The 20,945-nt window shown below is 31.1% G+C and carries 16 protein-coding genes; 4 read left to right on the forward strand and 12 right to left on the reverse strand.

Translation table 11 applies throughout. The features are described from left to right. Nucleotides 1-20: 20 nt before the first annotated feature. Genes cas3 through cas6 form a run of 6 tightly spaced genes read right to left on the reverse strand, consistent with a single transcriptional unit; the run spans nucleotide 21 to nucleotide 7,322 of the window. Nucleotides 21-2,762, reverse strand: coding sequence for a CRISPR-associated helicase Cas3' (gene cas3, locus CaldiYA01_RS11370; protein ID WP_207179842.1), 2,742 nt, complete (start codon nucleotides 2,760-2,762; stop codon nucleotides 21-23). Beyond that, the gene (cas5b, locus tag CaldiYA01_RS11375) at nucleotides 2,755-3,582 is read right to left on the reverse strand and encodes a type I-B CRISPR-associated protein Cas5b (RefSeq protein ID WP_207179845.1); all 828 of its coding nucleotides are present in this window, start codon (nucleotides 3,580-3,582) and stop codon (nucleotides 2,755-2,757) included. The genes cas3 and cas5b overlap by 8 nt, the downstream gene beginning before the upstream one ends. Before the next feature lie 17 nt (nucleotides 3,583-3,599). Then, on the reverse strand, nucleotides 3,600-4,745 hold the full coding sequence (cas7i, locus tag CaldiYA01_RS11380; protein ID WP_207179847.1) for a type I-B CRISPR-associated protein Cas7/Cst2/DevR: 1,146 nt from the start codon (nucleotides 4,743-4,745) through the stop codon (nucleotides 3,600-3,602). Between the two features lie 3 nt (nucleotides 4,746-4,748). Continuing rightward, nucleotides 4,749-5,282 carry a hypothetical protein gene (locus CaldiYA01_RS11385; RefSeq protein WP_207179849.1) on the reverse strand — a complete coding sequence of 178 codons (534 nt, stop codon included), beginning with the start codon at nucleotides 5,280-5,282 and terminating at the stop codon, nucleotides 4,749-4,751. A gap of 1 nt (nucleotide 5,283) precedes the next feature. Beyond that, nucleotides 5,284-6,531: a type I-B CRISPR-associated protein Cas8b1/Cst1 gene (cas8a1, locus tag CaldiYA01_RS11390; protein WP_207179851.1), complete on the reverse strand. Its 1,248-nt coding sequence runs from the start codon at nucleotides 6,529-6,531 to the stop codon at nucleotides 5,284-5,286. Between the two features lie 5 nt (nucleotides 6,532-6,536). Beyond that, complete coding sequence (gene cas6 / locus CaldiYA01_RS11395; protein WP_207179852.1) at nucleotides 6,537-7,322, reverse strand: CRISPR-associated endoribonuclease Cas6; 786 nt, start codon at nucleotides 7,320-7,322, stop codon at nucleotides 6,537-6,539. 225 nt (nucleotides 7,323-7,547) lie between these two features. Here cas6 and CaldiYA01_RS11400 point away from each other — a divergent pair, with 225 nt between their 5' ends. The 3 genes from CaldiYA01_RS11400 (at nucleotide 7,548) to CaldiYA01_RS11410 (ending at nucleotide 12,127) form a co-directional block, all read left to right on the forward strand. Next, a complete protein-coding gene (locus tag CaldiYA01_RS11400; RefSeq protein WP_207179854.1) occupies nucleotides 7,548-8,876 on the forward strand; it encodes a hypothetical protein in 1,329 nt (442 codons plus the stop codon). 84 nt (nucleotides 8,877-8,960) lie between these two features. Further along, nucleotides 8,961-9,812, forward strand: a complete 852-nt coding sequence (locus tag CaldiYA01_RS11405; protein WP_207179856.1) for a divergent polysaccharide deacetylase family protein — start codon at nucleotides 8,961-8,963, stop codon at nucleotides 9,810-9,812. Between the two features lie 92 nt (nucleotides 9,813-9,904). Next, complete coding sequence (locus CaldiYA01_RS11410) at nucleotides 9,905-12,127, forward strand: hypothetical protein (protein ID WP_207179857.1); 2,223 nt, start codon at nucleotides 9,905-9,907, stop codon at nucleotides 12,125-12,127. Between the two features lie 71 nt (nucleotides 12,128-12,198). On the opposite strand, the gene spoVG is transcribed toward CaldiYA01_RS11410, so the two are convergent. The 6 genes from spoVG to CaldiYA01_RS11440 form a co-directional block, all read right to left on the reverse strand. Continuing rightward, complete coding sequence (gene spoVG / locus CaldiYA01_RS11415; protein ID WP_013404331.1) at nucleotides 12,199-12,465, reverse strand: septation regulator SpoVG; 267 nt, start codon at nucleotides 12,463-12,465, stop codon at nucleotides 12,199-12,201. A gap of 120 nt (nucleotides 12,466-12,585) precedes the next feature. Further along, on the reverse strand, nucleotides 12,586-13,404 hold the full coding sequence (purR, locus tag CaldiYA01_RS11420; protein WP_207179858.1) for a pur operon repressor: 819 nt from the start codon (nucleotides 13,402-13,404) through the stop codon (nucleotides 12,586-12,588). A gap of 118 nt (nucleotides 13,405-13,522) precedes the next feature. Next, entirely contained in the window at nucleotides 13,523-15,178 is a 1,656-nt protein-coding gene (locus CaldiYA01_RS11425; protein ID WP_207179859.1) for a GGDEF domain-containing protein, read from the reverse strand. A 186-nt stretch (nucleotides 15,179-15,364) separates the two neighbouring features. Then, nucleotides 15,365-17,146: an ABC transporter ATP-binding protein gene (locus tag CaldiYA01_RS11430; protein WP_408612173.1), complete on the reverse strand. Its 1,782-nt coding sequence runs from the start codon at nucleotides 17,144-17,146 to the stop codon at nucleotides 15,365-15,367. A 49-nt stretch (nucleotides 17,147-17,195) separates the two neighbouring features. Then, nucleotides 17,196-18,932, reverse strand: coding sequence for an ABC transporter ATP-binding protein (locus tag CaldiYA01_RS11435; protein ID WP_207179861.1), 1,737 nt, complete (start codon nucleotides 18,930-18,932; stop codon nucleotides 17,196-17,198). Continuing rightward, the gene (locus CaldiYA01_RS11440) at nucleotides 18,916-19,416 is read right to left on the reverse strand and encodes a MarR family winged helix-turn-helix transcriptional regulator (RefSeq protein ID WP_207179862.1); all 501 of its coding nucleotides are present in this window, start codon (nucleotides 19,414-19,416) and stop codon (nucleotides 18,916-18,918) included. The genes CaldiYA01_RS11435 and CaldiYA01_RS11440 overlap by 17 nt, the downstream gene beginning before the upstream one ends. Nucleotides 19,417-19,655: 239 nt before the next feature. Between CaldiYA01_RS11440 and CaldiYA01_RS11445 the strand changes: the two genes are divergently transcribed. Beyond that, nucleotides 19,656-20,393, forward strand: a complete 738-nt coding sequence (locus CaldiYA01_RS11445) for a DUF554 domain-containing protein (protein ID WP_207179864.1) — start codon at nucleotides 19,656-19,658, stop codon at nucleotides 20,391-20,393. Nucleotides 20,394-20,945 lie beyond the last annotated feature (552 nt).

Raw genomic sequence — 20,945 nt, forward strand, 5'->3', positions numbered from 1 at the left:
GTCAAATTTCACTCTCTTTTTTAAATAATAAAACTATCTTTTTTACTCTCCTTTTTTTCAGCCCTTATTAAACCTTTTTCATTATCGTAAACAAAATTATAGCTCAAATATACACCCGAAAGCCAATGTTTGAGTCTTCTTTTCCACTTATTATCTATTTCAATTTCGGTTGTAAGTTTATTATAAACAGGTTCCAAATCTTTTAAATAAAAATGCATAACAATATGTTTTGACAAAACATCCTTCTTAAATTGCGTAAAAAGCATTTTTTTATTTTCTCCGCTCTGTTCTATTGTTTTTATAAATTCTTGAATATCCTTTTTAAATTCTTCAAACTTATTCTTGGGAATAATTTGTACACTACAAATTTCTCTAAAAATCTCTTCTGCTTCAGATTTTTTATCCGACATCAATCCACTATTTAATACAATAAGAGTATTGTAAAAATCCTTTAAATATCTGCCATCCTTTTTCATTGTAGAGTAAAATAAAGTTACCAAAATGTACTTATCATATTCTGACAGTTCAATTTCTACCTGGTCTAATTTTGCTAACCAATCATGACTGAAAAGAAGAGAATTATAGACACTTTCTTTATTCTCACCTTTACCCTTTTTACCTTTCTTTTTATTATTTTGTTGAACAAGAATTAAGTCTGCAAACTCCATTCTGAAAAACTCTTCAACACCATTATCGGCAAATTCTTGTTGAAAAGTTTTATCTAACAATCCTCCCAAATTAGATTGATTATCCCTTACTTTCCACAACCAAGCAAGTGAAAGGTTAATAAGTTCCTTTGTATAAACTCTCTGCCCACCTGATTGTAAATTCTCGTTATTAAATACAAGTACGTTTATATTCGGCTCATTTTGGAATTCTTTTTCAAAAGCTCTAAAAGGTTTATCTAAATTGAATTTCTCATTGTTGCTTTTATTGACAACTTCATTATTTTGATAAATATATCTTCTCAAAATTCTCCCCATTCTTTGAACTAAGCAGTCAAGAGGACATATCTCTGTATACAAAACATCAGCATCAATGTCAAGAGAAGCCTCAACTACTTGGGTTGCAACAAGTATTTTGCCAACATTCTCGGTTTTAGGATTCTTAAACTCGCTGTTTATATAATCAAATTCTTTATTTTCTCTATCTTTTAACGTATATCTGGAATGAATAAGAAAAATTCTTTTTTTCAACTGTTCATTTGCATTATTTTTCAATTTATCATACACACTCTGTGCAAAACCCACAGTATTCAATATTACAAGTATTCTTTTGTTATTTTTTGCTTTTTGTAAAATTTCTCTAACCATTTCATCAGGAATCTCAAATTGCTCATTCTTGGTTTTAATTAAATTTAATTTTATCTTATGTTTGTAGAGTTTACTGAATGCATCTTTTTCTTTCTCATAAATATTTATAGAATTCACATTCTCATAAAAGTCAGGAATTACATCTTTAAAATAATCTATTACAAACTTTGGCATAGTAGCAGTCATTAAAAGAAATTTCCCACCCATTTTGTGTATCCATTCTAAAAATTTTACAATTATAGCACATGCTTTTGGTGAATATGCCTGTATCTCATCAATTGCAATTCGTGAATAAGAAAGAGAAACAAATACCCTTTCAAATCCAGGTGGTCTCAATGCATATGGGAAAAACTGGTCTCCAGTTGAGACTATTACAGGATACGACAGTTGTTTTGAAAGTTCATACAACTTTATTGAGCCAGTTTCATCTAAATTTTTGTCTAACAAATATACCTCAGCGTCTGAATGTAAAAGACCTGTCTTGTTACACCCAAATGCATTTTTAGCTCTTTCAAAAGTGTTATTCACTGAGGCTCTTAGTGGTAAAGTATAAAAAAGCTTTTCTCCTGATGACCATAAAAAAGCAAACTCTGTTTTGCCATAACCTGTTGGTGCTATTAATATAGTGTTTTTTGCTGAACACTTCTCTAATTCTTTAAATTGCCAAGCATTATCTCCAATTCTACTTGAAATAGCTTTAATTATATATTCTCTTTCTGGTGCATTAATTTCAACATTTTCTAACTCTTCTTCCGCTCCCTCTTCTTCGCACCACGAAGCAAAATGGTCACAGCGTTGCAAAACCCCCGATATAAAAATCCATTCTTTTTTGACTTCACCCCTGAGTGGATGGTAGTCAAATTTGTATGGAGGCACTGCCAAATTTACAAAAAGTCTGTGGTTTAAAATAGCTTTCAGCCACGTCATATTGATATCGATTAATTCCTTATATTCATCAAAACCAGAAAGTTTCTCAAACTCTTTAACAAGATTTTCTTTTAATTTTTCTTTCCATTCGTAGATTACTTTTTCACAAACTTGTTTTAACTGCTTATTTTCTAAAGAGATTATTTCATCAAAATTATCTCTCCAATGATGATATGCAATTGCTGATATTATATAATTTAAATATTTTTCACTATTTAGCTTTTCCTTTAGTTTGTCTATATTAATCCAAAAAACAGAAAATAAAGAATGTGGAATTTCATAAACTACATCCCTTGGATAATATCCAATATTACCTAAAGTTTTTATTTGAAAAGATGGTAACACTTTCCCTAAATCATGAAAAAATATTGCAATTTCAACCGCATTCAATATAAATTGATTATCTGAAAATTTCTTTTTAAAAAACTCAAAAACCTTCAGCACATCAGAGACATGATGTGCTAAAGTAACTATTTTGTTATTATTTTTCTCATCCACTGACTTTGCCCAAATTTCACTCATCTTTATCCTCCTCAAGGTCGGTAAAAAATACAGGGATATTGTCTTCTGTATCAAAATAAGCGACAACATCACCAAAATCTCCATTATTTAGTTTTGCTTTTACATACCTAAAGTTTCTAACACCGTTCTGAATTTTATAAAAAGAGGTCACATTGTAAGCTAAACCATTAACTTTTTTAAAATCAAAATTGCCATTAATTATAAAAACTTTTTCAGGTACCCAAAAAAAATTTTTATAGTTGCCATTGATTTTATGAATTATTAAATCAATATACCTTATCTCTTCAATCAATATCCAATCCTCTGCTCTGCCTAAATGCATAACAGAAGTTTTATTGATGGGATTTTCAAAACTACTTTTTACAATTTCCAAAAAATCCTTGTCATAATGATATAAGTAAATAAAAATTCTCACATTATTTAAAACATCAGTCACACAAGGCATTTGTCCACCTATGTGTTCAATGTGTCCACCAACATTTCGATTTGTTACTGAACCAAACCTTCCTATATGACTTTCTGCCTTCAGGTTTCTCAACCAAAAGTATTCTTCAACTTTGGTTTCAAAGTTTCCACAAACTCCTATTTTAATTTGTTTCAATTTGTGATACAAACATCTGCAGTTGTTACTTACACAAGGTTCCTCTTGCCCTGGGATATTTTTAATCCCAAGAACATTTGATATCAAACCTAACACTGTTGAATAAGGTGGAATAGGGTATGTATGTCTTCTTCGATAACTAAATGGTACCCTAAAATGCGCTTGCGGCTGATATATTTTTATTTTCAAAGCATAAATAGAATTTTTAATTTCTTTCATTTCTCTTCCCTTCCTGATTATTCGTCTATGGATGGACTGCTTGTGGTATATTCATTATCCAAAACTTTTAAAAACTCATCCCAATTTTCGGTTACCTCAAACTTACCCAACTTGTTTGTATTGAAAATCAATTCTTCCTTTCTTTCTACCAGCATTCTTTCACAATCCAGCAAAAATACTTTGTCTACTATCCAGCTATTTTTTAAACAATCATTAACACCTATAACTCTGCACTTTTTTACACCTGAAACTGGTTCTATCTCAATATATGGGTGAAATACTGGTGAAGGTACTTTTACATAACCTGCAATCAAAAAAAGTGGGACTAAAGTATTTGCTTCTCCGCTTGACTGAGCATAAAGCCCATCTTTAATAGCTTCAAGGATTTGTTTGATACGATTTAGTTTTTCTTCTTTATTAATTTCAAAGACTATTTTATATTTTGCCTTGTTGCTATCTGATTCTATTTTGTCATATCTAATAATACCTTTTTCAACCTTATATACTTTTTCATCAAGTTGTTCTATATATGGTACTTGCTTTATCTTATCTTCAGAAAGTATAATCTTTATAATTCCATCTTCAACTTTTGGCTCATTTTCAACAATCCATTCATCCTTACCCAATACATCCGTATCTATAGTAAAACTTAATTTATAAAAAGATATATGTTCTTCTTTGCTATATGGATTAGGTGACATATCATCAATACCTTGTTTAATTCCTCTATTAACAAGATCATGGTTTGCGTAAAAAGACATATCTCCATCATATAAGTTTAATCCTATAGCTTTTGTTATCCCCAATGGGGCTTTTCGTGTAATTGAGGCTTGTCCTTTTATAGTATACATATATCCAAATGCGTCAAGCTCTGGACTTGACAAAATATCATCTTTTGTTATATCAAATTGGACAACCTTTGCTTCATCCTGCTTAGTTACAGTTACCAAAGCCTCTTTCCATCCAAATCCTTTCTTTAATGTCTCAAAGAGATAATGTCTTATACCAGGCTTGCCTATATAACTTACTGTTTCTAAATCTCTCTTTAATTTCTTAATAGATAATATATTACCACCAATTTTTTCATCTCTATTTAAAGCCCAAGCTTCAATAATAGCTGTTACAGTTATATGTCTTATATGATTTCTTTCATTAAAACACATCTTTTAACCCTCCTTATTTTTTTCTATTCCTTCACCTAACAAACCGCTTAAAAATGAATATACCATTACTTTAAAGCTTTCGACAGAATACTTTGGATTAAAAGCTTTAACAAAATTTTTACCAACTTCTTCTTGTGCATTTACAAATTCTCTCAGAATAATATGAAAAACTTCTTCTCTCTTCCCTAACCTTGTTAATTCAAGAATTCTAAAAGTTACTGCTTTGGGAACTTTCTTGTCTTTATCAAAAAACCTCTCATAAACTTTGCTTTTTCTTAAACTTTCTCCATACCATCTTAGCCATTCACAAAGCTCACTAATATTCTGTAAAGAAAATTCCTTATACAAACTCCAAAGCTTAATTTTATCTTCCCCTTTTGCATTATTAGCAGCCCATTCCAATATTTTTTCCAGCTCAAATCCAAGTTTCTTATATGAGCTAACTGCTTGCGAAAAAGCCTTAAATTCAATTTGATTTTGCAGTATTGCCTCTTCTAAAGTTTTCTTAATTTCATCAAAATTAAATTTCTCATTCATATCAGAGCCTCCCTTTTTGTTTTTCCATTATCAATAAATAAAGTTCAAAAAGTTTTTGAGATATTTTTATTAAATCACTCTTTTCTTTGACCAATTGAAAATAATGAGCAATAAACTCATCATCTTCATCTGATTTGTCTTTTTTTGTTTTGTTACTTTCTTCTGACAGTTTTTGCAAGGCTATTTTAAAAACCTTTTCTCCAATTTCCATAATTCTTTCATAATTTTGACTTAATACTAAATTTAAAATACTTGTTTCCCCGATTTCAGTTAGTATGCTTGAAATTTTGCGATTTAAAAGTAATGAAATTACCTCATGAGGTAAGCTATAAAACTCTAAGTTATAATCTACTTTCTTTTTATGCCTAACCTTTAATTTACTGACCACTTCAATATTCATCATTGTCCATTTTCCAAGCTGAATATTTACTTTTAATGCCATCTCCATTACAGACATTCCCAATAACTTTCTTGCCTCGGATGTTTTTACTTTTTCGTTAATAGCTTTGACATACTTATTCAAATACCACATAATTAGAAATGATGGAGCATTTATAAAAATTTCTGAACCGTCTTCAAGTTGAGTAACCGCTAAATGATGATGAATAATAAAATATGAACATATCGGACAGATTCTTAACGATGCATTATTATTCCAGAATGAGTTTGGAAATTCTCCTGCTGACGGACCTAATAAAGAAGAATGCATCAAGTCAAATTTAAAAAGCCTTTTTTCTAATTTGCTGGTTTCATCTGGTTCTATGGCTCTTTCATTTCCGCATAAATCACATCTATAAGTAACTTTATTATTAGCCATAGAAAATAAATTTAGTAAAAAAATTATAAATTCTTTTCTATCTCCTTGTTGCACTAAGTTCTGGTAGGGCATGTTTTTCGAAAATAATTTATTAAAAGCTCTCACAAGTTTATATCCAAATTCACCCATCTCATTGTAATATTCTTCTAACTTCTCTCTATTGCTATTCCCTTTTTTATCTTTGTTTTCTAACCACTCTTCAATATCTTCATTTTCAGTTAAATACTCTACATAGCAAACCAAAGATTTAGGTATATTTTCTTTACCTACTTTGACTGGTTCAAAAATTGTTTTATCTATACTTATGCTACCATCTTCATTTAACCAATTTTCAATTACATCCTCACCTAATTTCCATGAAATAACATTCAAAAATCCAATCACAGAAGCATTATAAAGCCAATTTCCTGGATACAATGTGAGCTTATCCATTTTTCTCACCTCACCACCTCAACAAACCCAAACCCTTGACCTCTGCGAAATCCTATTCCGTTTTGATACAGTTCTTTTAAATCTTCCGGGTCTCCTGATAGTTCAAACAAACCAGAAAATCCTGTCAAAAACATTATATCTTTGTTAGTTTTCTCAACAAACTCAGAAACTCTGTGTTTTACAACTGCCTTTTGAATACTTATTGGTTTAAAAGTTAACCGTTTTTGCAGTCCTTTGTTTTGTCCTCTCAAAAGACGAATATTTCTTATCTCAAAATCAACAACATTGTTGAAAATCTCTTCAAATCCTTCATCATAAGGCAAAACTGGCACCTTTTTGTTGCCTTCTTTTTTCTCAATTAAAATTGGGGCAAATGTTTTGAAGGTCATTTTTGAGTCAAACTTTTCTGGTTCCCTTACCAAATACGTTTGCTTAAGCGCAATCTTGCAGCTGTCTGTTAAAGGGTATGGATAGAGACGATTGTTAAGTAGGCTATTATACATGTTTACAAAAAACTCATAGTCAGATGTGGAAATATTTAGCATAATATCCCCTCTGAAAGAAACTGTATCATCTTGAAAGTTCATATTGGGAAGATTAACAGAAAAAACAAAGGGTTTCTGCCATTTATTCTTTTTTTCACCCCACCAGTAAATTCTATTAAAATAGTTTTTATCATATAGAGAAAGGGCTCTTTTTAAAAAACTCATAAAAATAGTTCTGTAGTAAACAGGAAGACTATGAACCTCACTTTGTTTTCCAAGCACTTCAAAAATGAATTTTGCTCTCACGTGCAATATCCCACCTTTTTTAATATTCTACTCAGTTTGTAATTAAATAATATATTTCGACATTAATTACTAAAATCCTTCTTTATTTTTGAAAAATTTTAAAATTTTTAGATGCATAAAAGATAGTTTAAAATTGCTCTGACTTTTTAAATAAAAATTTTTTTGAAACCCTTTATCATTTTCTGTTAATATATTTATAGCTAAACTTCTTTTGGAGTGAAAAGTATGGAAAAAATTAATCAGTTTATCACAAAGTATATATATCTTTTTGCAATAACAAGCCTCGTCTTTCCGATATTTATTATGTTTTCTTCTATGGTAGTCCAAATAGACTTGTCAAATGTATTCTTGGCATTTGTTGTTATGGACGTTTTATTTTTACTAATACCATATCTTATTCGTGCAAAAAGCCAAGGAATATGGGAAAGGATTTTGAATATTTTGTTTATAATAGTAGTTCCACAAGGTTTTGCATTAATTGTATTAAAGCCATATGGTTTTTTTGAAATGTTCCTTGGTCAAGTTTTTTGTATGGGACTTTATATTTACTCATATTTTATGTTCGAAAAAGAACAGGTTTCTCTTTCGCTTGGAGCAGTCTTAGCAGGTCTTTGGGCTATAATAATAGTGGGAGCAGTATCAAGTTTTATGAATATTCCAAAAAATATTACAAACCAATATACAACCTATTCAATAATCTTTTTGGTGACAAGTGTCTATCTTATAAATAGGGTTAACTTGGAAAATCTGCTGAGTAGAAGGTATAGAAGGAAAAATAGTATATCAAGCAGTATAAGTTATATTAACCTTTTTTTGAGTGTTGGATTTATCGCAACACTTCTTCTTCTTTTCAAATTTAAATGGCTTGCACCATATATAGTTTCATTTATTGTGGAAACAATAAAGTTTTTGATGAAGATAATAAAGAAAATCCTTGACTTTTTGAACTCCTTGTTTGCCACAACAAAACTACAGACAGATTCAAAAAACGGTTTAGAAGAATTCTTCAAAAATATGAAACCAGCAAAAAAGACCCTCATTTCTCAGATTCTTGACTTTATCGGTTATATTCTTGCATTGTCAATATTGGGATTTTTGATATACAAGATGTTTGGGATTTTTGTTAATATATTGAAGCAAATGATAGCAAACTTTTTATTATTTTTGAATAGCATTGCTGGTAAGGTTCAGATTGAAGAACAAACGCAAAACTATACAGATGTAAAGACATTTATCTTTGCAAAAAAGTTAAATAATCAAAAACTCAAAAATGTTAAACCTAAAAAAATACATTTTGAAAAAATTAACGACTTAAATTTGCGACTTCGAATCATATTTAAACTTACAATGGAATACTTTTATCACAGAAAAAATTATGTGCTCAAAAGCTCTTATACCCCGCTTGAGATGGGAAAGACTATCTCAAAAGGCGAACTTTCGAATGCTAATGTGGTGAACAAGCTGGTTGAAGAATATAATAAGGTTAGATATAACAGGAAATACAGGGTAGCATCTACTGAAAATTTTGAACGTTTTTTGAAAAACCTCAAATGAATTTCATTTTAAAATTTGCATATAAAAAGCAATACACGAATAAGTTATTTATTGAGAAGTAAAAGCTTCAATTTTGAGAAAAAGATGAAATTTAGAAGATATATTTTAGTGATAATAGAAAAAACAAAGCTAAGCAAATTCTTTATACCCTTTCTTGCTCTTTTGTGTTCTGCCGCTTTGCTTTTGGTTTATCTCTTTTACAATCCGAAACCAAAAATAAAAGAAGTTGCCAACCAAACCCAGTCATATGTTGCTATAATTTTTGAAGATGCTGGAATGGATGAGGAAGAAGTACAAAAGCTTTTGAGTATAAACGTACCGTTTGATATTGCCATTATTCCTTTTTTACCTTTTTCAAACAAGATATCACTTGCCTCTTATGAAAAAGGAAAAGAAGTTATTCTTCATCTATCGATGGAACCTGAAGATGAAGGTAATACTTGGCTCTGTCCGCGAAGTATAATGAATTCAACACCAGATGACGAAATTGAAAAAATTTTAAAAGATGCTCTGGCAAATGTAGTAAATAGCAAAGGTCTGAGCATTCATCTGGGTACACTTGTCTGCAAAAATGAAAGAATAGTAAAAAAGCTTTCTGCCATTGCAAAGGAAAATAATTTGTTCATAGTAGATTCAACCTTTTCTTCGGAATCATCATTTTCTAAAATAGGTAAGCAAATAGATCTTGATGTGGTCATCCCAGACATTGTGCTTGATTTAAGAAATGAATTAAAACCAATAGAAGATAGATTTGATATTCTTTTTAATACAGCAAAGAAGAAAGGGTTTGCAATAGCAATAGGTCATCTTGGAACAGAGGGGGGCATAACAACAATTGAAGCTTTCAAGCAAGCAATTCAAAAGGCTGAAAAAGAAAATATAAAGTTTGTATTTGTTTCAGAGATTTTAAAGATCCAAAAAGAAAAAATTAAGTAACTTTAATTGAATCTTTCTTTTTAACGCAATATAATTAATATTCAGGACCACAAAAGAATAAAAAGCAGAAAGGAGATAAAATAATAAAAGAGATGAAGAAAAGCCTTGTTGCAGTTTTGATACCACTTGTTTTTTTCATAAATCTATTTTCTTATACCAAAGTTCATGCTCTGCAGAACGCACCTGTAAAGTCTTTATTTGCTGTAAAACCAAAAGGAAACTATATTGAGATTTTAAAAGGCAGTCAAGTTATTGCCAAAATATTGCCACCTGAACTTTTAAATGAACCATCAACAAAAAGACAAGAGGTTCAAACAATTGTGCTGCCGTTTTTTGAAAATGGAGCGGTTAACTGGAAGTTTGAAAAAAGCGAACCTTCAGACCTTTTATTTTTGTCAGATGGCAAAAATAATACTTTAAAGATTAATTTTCATACATTAGATGCATTTTATAAAATAACCTCGCCAAATATTGCTCTCAAAGACCAATATCAATCTGTTCAGCTTGCCTTTAATTACAACTGTACATTTAAAAGACCACCGCAACTCAAAGACGATGAAACAATCAATGTACAAATTTCTATTTTTTCTGAAAATAAATCAAAAATCCTTGTACTTCCTGAAAAGATAAAAGTAACTTCTGGCAAAGGAACATTTAAAACTTCTTTTTCTATTCCGATTGATAGCAGATATATAAGTTTTGAGATTTTTCAGACAAGCCACAATCTCATAAGTTGTGAGTTTGAAAATTTCAAGATAACTTTTATAAAACCATCAGAATACCCATTATTGCTTAAAAATGTTCAGGTTTATAATAACTATATTGAGCAAGAGTTTGAAAATGGTTTCCAAAGGTTTACCAGAAAAATATTTGTATCTTCTTCGCAGGATGTTATAAATGTTGAAGAGAGTTTAAAGTCTAAGGAAGACCATCAAGTTTTCAAAGAATACTCAGTAGTCGAATTTGAGTCAAAACCTATTTTTATCTTAAAAAGAGATTACAAACTTGAAAAATTTACAAAACCGATGTATGTTACAGACTCTCTTTCAGACTTTTATTTAAAGCTTGAAAACTGTGCTATAGGTTATGCAAACAACTACGATTCAATTGAAGCATATAACATTAAAAATAAGGCAAATGTATATATGTTTCTTTCAAATTCTGATGATATAAAATATTTTGTGATTGGAAAAAACAGAGAACACATATACACTACAACACAGCTTTTTAGAAAGGGATTTGAAAAGACATATGCATATTCAATATTTCCTGCAGAATACACATATTCAATAAAATCAAGAGCACCAAACGGCACAAAAGCTATTCTAATATTTTCTCATCATTCTGACTCAAACATGATTTCGATTATAAAAGCCATGATGTTTGGCACAACAGATGCTAAAGACCCTACTTATATGAAAAAGGGATTTGTAGGATATAAAATTCCAATAACATGGGGATTCTTCTACAAGTCAGTAAAGGGAATACCTGGTTTTGATAATCCAGAATATAGAAATCTTATAGAATTTTTGGCACAAAATAAAATAGAGGTGGTTTTGCACACAGCATCACCAGTTGCCAAAGAAAACACTGTTGAGCTTATTAAAAAAGCATTAGAGGATACAAGCTATTTAAAACTTGACGACTGGATTGACCACAGCCTTTCTGATGGTACACGAAATGCAGCTTTAAAGAGCGAAGGTGCTATTCATGGCAGCAAAAACTATTCGTTTGACCTTTTTTTGAAACATGGATACAAATACTGCTGGTCGTATCTTGACGTAAAGCTTGATACTCTTAACATGCTTCAGCCTGATAAGGTTACATGGCATCCGCAAATTTTTTTCAAAAACTACAACTTTGGTGAAGGCAATTCGTTATACCAATGGAACTCGGTAAGATTCAAAAATCTTCCAAAGATTATCTCACAATCTCAGCTTAATAAACTTGTTAATGAAAATGGAGTGTGTATTATTCACGACTATTTTGCACACCCTATGCAGAAAAATAAGCTTTTTGTTGTGAAAAATAAAAATGTATATATCTCGCCTCAGTTTGACAAAAGCTTAAGACTTGTTGCAAACCTCATGAGCAAAAAACTTTTGTGGGTACCAACAGTAAAAGAATTTATCGACTATGAAGTAGCTCTCAAGAACGTACAAATAACTCCGCTTGATTCAACTACTCTTGTTATAGATAATAAAAACTATTCTGAAATAAAAGGTTTTACACTAATCGCTCTTTTACAAAATGGTCAGGAAAAGAGAATTATCATTGACCTGCTTCCAGGTATAAACCTCATCACGGTTCACTAAAAAACAAAAAGGGCTTTAGGAATCAATTTTTCCCTAAAGACCCTCTTTTTCTTTTAATTTAAGCTACTATTTTATTCTCCAGCTGAGATAACAGCTTCATACTTTTCAATAACAGCTTTTTGAACCATGTCACGCGTCTCCTGATTAATTGGATGAGCAATATCTTTAAACTCACCTTCAGGTGTTTTACGGCTTGGCATAGCAATGAAAAGCCCGTTTTGCCCCTCGATAATCTTAATGTCATGAACGACAAAACAGTTGTCAAATGTCACAGATACAATAGCCTTCATTCTTCCTTCGTTTGTAATCTTTCTAATTCTAACATCTGTCACCTGCATAAGTCCATCCTCCATGTTAAAATTTAATGTTGTTATTTTATATAATTCTCCACTTTTTAATCTTTTCCTTTATCATTTTTAACAAAAATTTCTTTTTATTTGGTGCATATTGTATAATTTTTATGAAATAACCTGAGGGTTGATAGAAAAGATAATTTTTTTATTTTCGGCATCAAGTTCCTCAAGAATCAAGAGGCTTTTGTAATCCACATCGACAGACTTTTTATCTTTTGTAGCGATTAGCACCCCAACACCAACCAAACTTGATTCGAACTCTGAAAGTAAATCTTTCATACCCCGAACTGTTCCACCGCCGCGCATAAAGTCATCTATAAACAGTACCTTTGTTCCCCTTTTAATAGCTTTTTTTGCCATTGTCATTGTTTCAATTTTACCTGTTGTGCCAGAAATATATGAAATATTAACAGTTGACCCTTCTGTAAACTTGCTTGAGTTTCTTGCAACAACTAAAGGTTTATTGAAATACTGGGCAACATACGATGCCAAAGCTATACCTTTTGCCTCAACAGTGGCAATGTAATCTATCTCTTTTTCTAAGAATAACCTTACAAATATTTTGGCAGCCTTCTTAATTACCTCAGGATTAAAAACTATATCGTTTATATATACAAAGCCGCCTGACACAATTCTCTCAGGATTTTGCAAGTCATTTCTAAGAAATTCTAAAAACTCCAATTCCTCTTCTTTGTTCATAACAGGGATGTAATAAACCCCACCTGCAGCTCCACTAACTGTTTCAAGTCTCCCCTGACCTGTTTGAATAAATATTTGAGATATCAAATCTATATCTTCACTCAATGTTGATTTCGCACAGCTCAGTTTTTCACAAAAAAAATTGAGGCTAAAAAGTTTCATCGGGTTTTGAACAAGTGTGCTTGTTATAAAAATAAGCCTTTCTTGTTTACCAATCTTTTGCAAAAAAGACACCTCCAAAAATACAACCGGCAATAGGATACTCTTAAATATTTATTGAAAATTATTATATCATAATTTCCGAATGATACAAAAAATTTTTGAGTGAACGTTCGAATAATATTTACACAACCATTAATTGATTTTCATGTTTTTTATAAAACTCTAAAAACTCACTTCTAAAAAGTGGTTTTGAAAATAGAAAACCTTGAGCAACGTCACAACCAAGATCTTTTGCAATCTTGTAATGAAATGATGTTTCTACACCTTCAGCAATTACTTTTATCTTTAAAGCATGGGCTATATCAATAACTCCTTTAACTATCGTCCATATACTCTTGTCAAAGACCACAGTTTCTATACATCTGTTGTCAATCTTTACTGCATCAACAGGAAAATACCTTATAGTATCAATAGCAATATTATCACTGCACCAATCATCAATAATTATTCTAAAACCTTTTTGTTTAACTTCTTCAGCAACTTTTAAACATTCAGAAAGATTTGCATCAATGTCCTGTTGGCTTATCTCAAACACTATCATATCGCTATATTTTTCATAAGAAGTTAAAACCTTGTTTGAAAATATGCGTTCAACCACATACGAGTCTAAAAAAGACACATTTAAAGATATAAAAAACTCCTCAGTACATGTCCTCTCAAAATCTTCTATATCCTGTGAAACTGTATCCAGTACCCACTCTTCAATCTCAGGAATCATACCTTCTTTCTGGGCAATTGACATAAATTCTTTAGCAGAGATTATCCCCTTTTGAGGGTTTATCCATCTTAAAAACACTTCTGCTCCTGCAACTTTGTTTTTCTTCAAATCAATCAATGGTTGGTACACAAGCAAAAAATTCTTTTTACATACAGCTGTCTTGAGTTCTTTTGATAAGGAAATACAAAATGAAAATTTTGTATTCTCTTCATTACTCGTAAAATATATCTTTCTGTGATTAACTATTTTTGCGTGTTCAAGCGCTTTTGTAGCAGATCTTAAAATCTCAAAAAGGTTATTTCCATCATTAGGATAAAAAGCAACTCCTATAATACTCTTCAGTTCAAGTTCCTCACCGACTAAATACCATTTTCCATCTATGATTTCTTCTATAATTTTTATGTACTGCAAAAGCAAATCCCTACAACCATAATCATAAAAAAGTATTACAAATTTATTATCTTCTATTTTTGCAACAAAACTTCTTTCAGGAAGTTCATTTTTAAGTTTATATCCAATATCTTTTAATATAACATTAGTAAGTGAATAAAGATTCACCGTTTTAAATTCTAATAAATTTTCTATATCCAAAACAACAACCGCTATTTCATTAAAATGTGAAGGCACATCTTTTCTTAACCTATCAAAGAATATCTCAAGCTGAAGTTTATTTGGAAGACCTGTAACCATGTCAAAATAGGCAATCTCAACTATCTTTGTCGTTTTCCCATTTGGTAACTTTTTGTACTCCTTTTTTGTTATCTCAAAAAGTTTTCTTTTTAAAATATCACTCTCTGCAACTGTCTTATGCAAAAACATTTTAAGTTTATATTTTTCTTGTAAAAGTTTATAAAGCACATAAAATAAATAAAAGCTGTCTGCTATAACTACTGCAGTTGTGAGAATAGCAACAACTAGTTTGCATTTTTCAAAAAGTGGTTCTCTATAAAATACTATGTAGATAACTCCTGCTAAATAAGCTATGTTCAAGATAAAAAACAAAAGTGCTGTTTTTAAACCTTTGTTGAAACATTTTGAAAGATAAAACTTTGAAAACATAAATTAAAATGCCTCCAGTCCCCCTCGAATGTTTAATATATTTTTACCCATGCCTTTAAAGAATCTAACTTCAATATTTATTCATTTCTCATTTCTTAATCGTTTTCATTATACCTTATTACTTTTTAGTATAGCAATATTGTATTTTAAAAAACTATACAACTTTTTATTTTATTACTTTATATTTCACACCACCACAAACTGACTCATATATAGATTATAATAAAACCCTTTTTTGGCTAAAAGATCTTCATGGGTACCTTGTTCGATAATTTCACCGTTGTATATAACAAGGATAAGGTCAGCATTTCTGATAGTTGAAAGTCTGTGGGCTATTACAAAACTTGTCCTTCCCTGCATAAGTTTTAACATTGCACTTTGAACAAGTTTTTCTGTTCTTGTATCAATGTTACTTGTTGCCTCATCTAAGATAAGAATGGCAGGGTCAGACAAAATTGCCCTTGCAATAGCCAATAGCTGACGCTGACCTTGGCTCAAATCCATTCCGTTGTCTGTAAGCACTGTATTGTAACCATGCGGAAGATGTTTTACAAAGTCATGTGCGTTTGCCATCTTTGAAGCTAATATTACCTCATCGTCAGTGGCTGAAAGCTTTCCATATCGGATATTTTCTTTCACAGGCTCTGAAAACAAAAACGTGTCTTGAAGGACAATCCCAAGCTTTTTTCTGAGACTGTGTCTGTTTATTTTTCTTATGTCAATACCATCAATTAAAATCTGACCACTGTCCACATCATAAAATCTGCTTAGTAAATTTACAATTGTAGTTTTACCACTTCCAGTTGGACCAACTAGCGCAACCATTTGCCCGGGTTTTACTTTAAAACTGATATTTTTTATCACAGGTTGACCTTTTGTATATGAAAACCATACATTTCTAAATTCTACCTCTCCTTTGATGTCTTTCAGTTCAACTTCATCTTCTGAAGACATTTCTTCTTGCTCATCCATAATCTCAAATACTCTTTCTGCAGCAGCAAACGCAGATTGAATTTGATTGAACTGGTTTGCAAGATCATTGAGCGGCCTTGTAAACTGTCTTGCATACTGAATAAAACTTGCAATTGTGCCAACTGTAATAAAGCCTTTGAGTGCTAAAAAACCTCCTGATGCTGCAACAATGATAAACGCAAGGTTGTTCAAAAGGTTCATAAGAGGTGGAATGATTCCTGAAAATATCTGTGCTTTTATCCCCACCTGTGTTAATTCCTTATTAACTTTTTCAAACTTTTTAATTTCTTTTTCTTCTCTTGTAAAAACCTTTATAACTTTTTGACCTGTTATGTCTTCTTCAATTATACCATTTAGACTTCCTAATAGCTTTTGGTTTTGAGAAAACAATTTTCTCGTTCTCGATGCAATAAGATTAGTAAGCCAAAACATAAGTGGCACAACTGTCAATGTTAAAACTGTCAAAACTGGACTTAATAAAAGCATAACAACAATCGAACCTACAATCGTTATAATGCTTGAAAAAATAGAAGTCAAGCTTGCGTTCAAGGTATTTGTAACAACATCAATGTCGTTTGTAAGCCTTGACATTAAATCTCCATGCGATTTTGTGTCAAAAATCTTTATTGGTAGTTTTTGAAGTTTTGAAAAAAGGTCATTTCGCATCTTAAAAACAACTTTTTGTGAAATTACCATCATACCATAACCCTGAAGATAAGCAAAAATTGAATTGACAATGTAAATCCCTATCATTCCTAAAATTATTTTATAAAGTCCACTAAGTCTTCTGGGAATTATATAATTGTCTATAGCTTGTTGAATTAAAAGTGGAGAGATAATCTGTAAAATTGCACCTATTGTAATAGTTAAAAATATCACTAATAACAAAAGCTTAAATTCTTTAAAATATCCCCATAGCCTTTTTAAAGTAACTTTCAAATCCTTAGGTTTTGAACCTTTGTTTGAAAATCTATGTCCTGGACCTCTTCCCGGCACAGGACCTGGTCCAAATACAGGCGGTTGAAATGAAGATTGATGCTTTTTATCAGGCAATTTTGTTTTCCTCCTCTCCTGTTTGAGTTAAGTAGATCTCTCTGTAGAGGGGAGAGCTTTTGATAAGCTCATCATGTGTGCCAATTGCGACAATCTTGCCGGCGTCCATAACAATTATCTTGTCTGCATGTTTAATTGAAGATATTCTTTGGGCAATTATAAATGTTGTTGTCCCTTTCATGTACTCTTTAAGTGCTGCTTGAATCTTTTTTTCAGTTGCCATATCGACAGCAGAGGTGCAATCATCTAATATTAGTATTTTAGGTTTTTTCAAGATTGCTCTGGCAATTGAAATTCTCTGTTTTTGCCCACCAGAAAGGTTTACTCCACGCTCAGATACGTCTGTGTCATACCCTTTTTCAAAACTCATGATAAAATCGTGAGCTTGTGCCGTCTTTGCAGCTTGAATTATCTCTTCCATTGTGGCATTTTCGTTGCCCCATGCAATGTTTTCTTTTATTGAACCTGTAAAGAGAATTGTGTCTTGTAAAACAATACTTATGACTTTTCGCAAAGCTTCAACATCATAGTCTTTTACATTTATATCGTCAATCAGTACTTCACCTTCTTGAACATCGTAAAGTCTTGGGATTAAGCTTACCAATGTAGATTTACCAGAACCTGTTGTGCCAATAATTCCAACTATCTCACCAGGATTTGCAACAAATGATATGTTCTCAAGCGCCGGATTTTCTTCATCTTGGTTATAGTAAAATGTTACATTTCTAAACTCTACCTTGCCAAATTCAATTGGTTTTTTAATAGCCTTTTCCTTACTTTTGATATCAATCTCGCAATCTAAAACTTCGTTTATTCTTTCCGCAGATGCACTTGCTCTTGTGATAAATAAAAAGATATTTCCTATCATCATGAGAGAAAACAATATTTGCATAGAATAGTTTATAAATGCCATGAGTTGTCCCACTTGCAGGTTGCCATATTTTACTTCAAACCCGCCAAACCATACAACACCAACCATTGCCATATTCATAACAAGTCCAAAAAGCGGCATTATTATTACAACAATCCCAAAAGCCTTTAAAGAGGTTTGCAAAAGATTCTGGTTTGCATCATAAAACCTTTTTTGTTCATATTCGTGTCTGACAAAAGCTTTTACAACCCTGCTTCCTAAAAGGTTCTCGCGCATTACAGCGTTCACCCTATCTATTCTTTTCTGGAGCTGGTAAAATAATGGGAAGCTAAATTTAATCATTAAGTAAAAAATTAATATTACAAATGGTATACAGACAAATAACACTAAAGATAATTTTGGGTCGATTGTGAGAGTCATTATAATCCCACCTATAAAGAGAAGTGGTGCTCGTACAACAATCCTAAGCATCATCATAACAACATTTTGAATCTGAGCAACGTCATTTGTGAGTCTCGTAATCAGTGTCTCTGGTCTGAATCTATCTAAATTTTTAAAAGAAAATGCCATAACCTTTCTAAAAAGTTCGCATCTCAAATCATATGCAAAGTTCTGGCTTGCTATGCTTGAAAATACAACACATCCACCACCACCAACCATTCCAATTAAGGCTGCTACAATCATTATTAAACCTATTTTCAAAATATACCCTATATCGCCTCTTTTGAGTCCAATATCAATTATCCTCTCCATAAACCTCGGCTGCATTAGGTCCATCATAACTTCTAAAAGCATAAAAAGCGGAGCTAAAATCACTGCCCATTTGTAAGGTTTTAAATACCTAAAAAGCTTTATCATCTTTACTGCTGCCCTCCTTTTTCTCCAAACAACATCCTATCATTTTAAGTACAAGCTTTTTCAACCTTTTGAGCAAGTACCACAACTCTTCAATTTCATCTTCAGAAAGTCTCGAAAGGTTTTTTTCTAAATTTTGGTTTACCCACTGAGTGTGAAAACTTAAAAGTTCTTTACCTTTTTTAGTTGTCTGTACTATTGAAATTCGTCTGTCAGACTCATCTTTAAGCTTTTGTACATATCCTTCAGCAATAAGCTTATCTATAATAGGTGTAAGGTTTGGTGCTGAGATGTTAAGCCTTTTTGCAAGCTCAGACATATTCATGGGTCCAAAAACATCTGTGATATGTAAAATGTGAATAAAACGTGGTGGCAGACCATATTTTTCTGAAAATTCATCTTTTTTTAAAATGTTCTTTGTTATCATTGGAAAAAGCGACAACATGCTCTCAGCAATCTGGTTTACTATTTCTTTCGAAATACCCATTTTTCTTTCACCCTTTTAAAATAATTTGATAATCTTTAAAAAAAGTAATATAATATTTTAAAAATATAACTTTTCAACATGTCGTGAGTTCTAGATTTGTTATCAAAATATAAATAATAAAAATGTTATAAGGTTGTATATCAGTTTGAAGTATTCAAAATAATTATTTTTATATAACAATTATACTACTATAACAAGTTTAAAGTCAAAAATATTACATACAAAGGAGAATTTAAAATATGACAGGGCTTGGAACTATAGTAAATGCACTTGCTGTTATTGTAGGCTCTATTTTTGGACTTATTTTAAAATTTGGGATACCAGAAAGATTCAAGGCAACAATTATGCAGGCAATATCTCTTTCTGTTATCTTTATTGGAATTTCTGGTGTATTGCAGGGAATTTTTAAAATACTTTCAAACGGCAAAATAGACAGGCAGTTCATAATGCTAATGATTTTTTCGCTTGTAATTGGTGGGCTTGTAGGAGAGATTTTGAGAATTGAAGATTTTTTGGAAAAGCTTGGTGATAGAATTAAAAAGGCTGTATCAAAAGTAATAAAATCAGAAAACTCAACATTTACAGAAGGCTTTGTCACTGCAAGTCTTGTGTTTTGTGTTGGAGCTATGGCTATTGTAGGGAGTCTTGAAGATGGGCTAAACCATAACTTTAGCATTCTTTTTGCAAAATCCATTTTAGATGGTATAACTTCCATAATATTCTCAGCAACATTGGGAATTGGCGTGATGTTCTCAAGTGTTGCCGTGCTTTTTTATCAAGGGACTATAACACTTTTGGCAGGATTGATAAAACCATTTTTGACAGACATAGTAGTTTTGCAAATGTCAATGGTGGGTTCTGTTCTGATATTCGCAATAGGAATAAATATGCTTGGCGTATCAAAAATTAAAGTTGGCAATCTTCTCCCTGCAATATTTGTGCCTGCTTTGTGGTATTTGATTAATTCGTTTATTTGAATTATTTAAACTTTTTGAAACTGTCTTTATGTTAATTAATTGTTATTTACAAATGACAAAAAACAAGGCATTGTGATTTTTTGATTTTTAAGGTTCAGAAACAATTATTGTAGTATATTTTTTTGTTATTGTTAGTATTTGTAAACTACTTTGAATAGAATAAGAGATGTAACAATTGGATTATTTACAATATGTTTTTGAAAATTAAAATAATATGGTAAATGGCTTTTTGTTTGGTTAAGTCACAAAGAATAAAAATATGTTTATCTTAAAAAATTGCGATAACTATTCTTTTTTATCCAAACTCTTCAACAAAGAAAGGGGCGGAGACAAAGGACAGATTCCTTTGTCATTTTGCCGCCCCTTCCAAAATCTATCTTAAAAGGAGGAGTCTCTTTTTTTCAATCTTTTGTTCTTTCCTTATTAGCCTTTTCACTTAATATTTAACCCAAAATTTTTTAAAAAAGTATAAAGAATTATTTAAAAATTTGTAAACAATTTTTTAATAAAAACATGACAAATATCACTGCAAAAATTTTCTTCAATAGTATA

Origin of the sequence: Caldicellulosiruptor diazotrophicus, assembly GCF_017347585.1 — a bacterium.
Classification (GTDB): Bacteria; Bacillota; Thermoanaerobacteria; order Caldicellulosiruptorales; family Caldicellulosiruptoraceae; genus Caldicellulosiruptor; species Caldicellulosiruptor diazotrophicus.

What these genes read in the sequence shown, in the direction of transcription:
- cas3 (WP_207179842.1), bottom strand. Translation starts at nt 2,762, where the DNA reads ATGAGTGAAATTTGGGCAAAGTCAGTGGATGAGAAAAATAATAACAAA.
- cas5b (WP_207179845.1), bottom strand. Translation starts at nt 3,582, where the DNA reads ATGAAAGAAATTAAAAATTCTATTTATGCTTTGAAAATAAAAATATAT.
- cas7i (WP_207179847.1), bottom strand. Translation starts at nt 4,745, where the DNA reads ATGTGTTTTAATGAAAGAAATCATATAAGACATATAACTGTAACAGCT.
- CaldiYA01_RS11385 (WP_207179849.1), bottom strand. Translation starts at nt 5,282, where the DNA reads ATGAATGAGAAATTTAATTTTGATGAAATTAAGAAAACTTTAGAAGAG.
- cas8a1 (WP_207179851.1), bottom strand. Translation starts at nt 6,531, where the DNA reads ATGGATAAGCTCACATTGTATCCAGGAAATTGGCTTTATAATGCTTCT.
- CaldiYA01_RS11400 (WP_207179854.1), top strand. Translation starts at nt 7,548, where the DNA reads ATGGAAAAAATTAATCAGTTTATCACAAAGTATATATATCTTTTTGCA.
- CaldiYA01_RS11405 (WP_207179856.1), top strand. Translation starts at nt 8,961, where the DNA reads ATGAAATTTAGAAGATATATTTTAGTGATAATAGAAAAAACAAAGCTA.
- CaldiYA01_RS11410 (WP_207179857.1), top strand. Translation starts at nt 9,905, where the DNA reads ATGAAGAAAAGCCTTGTTGCAGTTTTGATACCACTTGTTTTTTTCATA.
- spoVG (WP_013404331.1), bottom strand. Translation starts at nt 12,465, where the DNA reads ATGCAGGTGACAGATGTTAGAATTAGAAAGATTACAAACGAAGGAAGA.
- CaldiYA01_RS11425 (WP_207179859.1), bottom strand. Translation starts at nt 15,178, where the DNA reads ATGTTTTCAAAGTTTTATCTTTCAAAATGTTTCAACAAAGGTTTAAAA.
- CaldiYA01_RS11435 (WP_207179861.1), bottom strand. Translation starts at nt 18,932, where the DNA reads ATGATAAAGCTTTTTAGGTATTTAAAACCTTACAAATGGGCAGTGATT.
- CaldiYA01_RS11440 (WP_207179862.1), bottom strand. Translation starts at nt 19,416, where the DNA reads ATGGGTATTTCGAAAGAAATAGTAAACCAGATTGCTGAGAGCATGTTG.
- CaldiYA01_RS11445 (WP_207179864.1), top strand. Translation starts at nt 19,656, where the DNA reads ATGACAGGGCTTGGAACTATAGTAAATGCACTTGCTGTTATTGTAGGC.